Below are 1,569 nucleotides of genomic sequence, written 5' to 3'. Positions count from 1 at the left end.
GGAAAAACAGAGATTGAACTGAAGAGTTTGATCCTGGCTCAGATTGAACGCTGGCGGCATGCTTTACACATGCAAGTCGAACGGCAGCGCGGGCTTCGGCCTGGCGGCGAGTGGCGAACGGGTGAGTAATATATCGGAACGTACCCAGGAGTGGGGGATAACGTAGCGAAAGTTACGCTAATACCGCATACGACCTAAGGGTGAAAGTGGGGGATCGCAAGACCTCATGCTCATGGAGCGGCCGATATCTGATTAGCTAGTTGGTGGGGTAAAGGCTCACCAAGGCAACGATCAGTAGCTGGTCTGAGAGGACGACCAGCCACACTGGAACTGAGACACGGTCCAGACTCCTACGGGAGGCAGCAGTGGGGAATTTTGGACAATGGGGGCAACCCTGATCCAGCAATGCCGCGTGAGTGAAGAAGGCCTTCGGGTTGTAAAGCTCTTTTGTCAGGGAAGAAACGGCTGGGGTTAATACCTCCGGCTAATGACGGTACCTGAAGAATAAGCACCGGCTAACTACGTGCCAGCAGCCGCGGTAATACGTAGGGTGCAAGCGTTAATCGGAATTACTGGGCGTAAAGCGTGCGCAGGCGGTTTTGTAAGACTGTCGTGAAATCCCCGGGCTTAACCTGGGAATGGCGATGGTGACTGCAAGGCTAGAGTTTGGCAGAGGGGGGTAGAATTCCACGTGTAGCAGTGAAATGCGTAGAGATGTGGAGGAACACCGATGGCGAAGGCAGCCCCCTGGGTCAAAACTGACGCTCATGCACGAAAGCGTGGGGAGCAAACAGGATTAGATACCCTGGTAGTCCACGCCCTAAACGATGTCTACTAGTTGTCGGGTCTTAATTGACTTGGTAACGCAGCTAACGCGTGAAGTAGACCGCCTGGGGAGTACGGTCGCAAGATTAAAACTCAAAGGAATTGACGGGGACCCGCACAAGCGGTGGATGATGTGGATTAATTCGATGCAACGCGAAAAACCTTACCTACCCTTGACATGGAAGGAATCCCTGAGAGATTGGGGAGTGCCCGAAAGGGAACCTTTACACAGGTGCTGCATGGCTGTCGTCAGCTCGTGTCGTGAGATGTTGGGTTAAGTCCCGCAACGAGCGCAACCCTTGTCATTAGTTGCTACGAAAGGGCACTCTAATGAGACTGCCGGTGACAAACCGGAGGAAGGTGGGGATGACGTCAAGTCCTCATGGCCCTTATGGGTAGGGCTTCACACGTCATACAATGGTACATACAGAGGGCCGCCAACCCGCGAGGGGGAGCTAATCCCAGAAAGTGTATCGTAGTCCGGATTGTAGTCTGCAACTCGACTACATGAAGTTGGAATCGCTAGTAATCGCGGATCAGCATGTCGCGGTGAATACGTTCCCGGGTCTTGTACACACCGCCCGTCACACCATGGGAGCGGGTTTTACCAGAAGTAGGTAGCTTAACCGCAAGGAGGGCGCTTACCACGGTAGGATTCGTGACTGGGGTGAAGTCGTAACAAGGTAGCCGTATCGGAAGGTGCGGCTGGATCACCTCCTTTCTAGAGTAGGCTGTCCGCCTAAT

At 53.7% G+C, this 1,569-nt stretch carries 1 rRNA gene; it reads left to right on the top strand.

Features of this window, described 5'->3' with window-relative positions:
- The first annotated feature begins 15 nt into the window (after positions 1–15).
- Positions 16–1,546: ribosomal RNA gene (locus tag GJ700_RS34650) — 16S ribosomal RNA — on the top strand.
- Positions 1,547–1,569 lie beyond the last annotated feature (23 nt).

Source organism: Pseudoduganella rivuli (genome assembly GCF_009674485.1).
In the GTDB taxonomy this organism is placed as follows: domain Bacteria; phylum Pseudomonadota; class Gammaproteobacteria; order Burkholderiales; family Burkholderiaceae_D; genus Rugamonas; species Rugamonas rivuli_B.
This window is presented reverse-complemented; position numbering and strand designations above follow the sequence as displayed.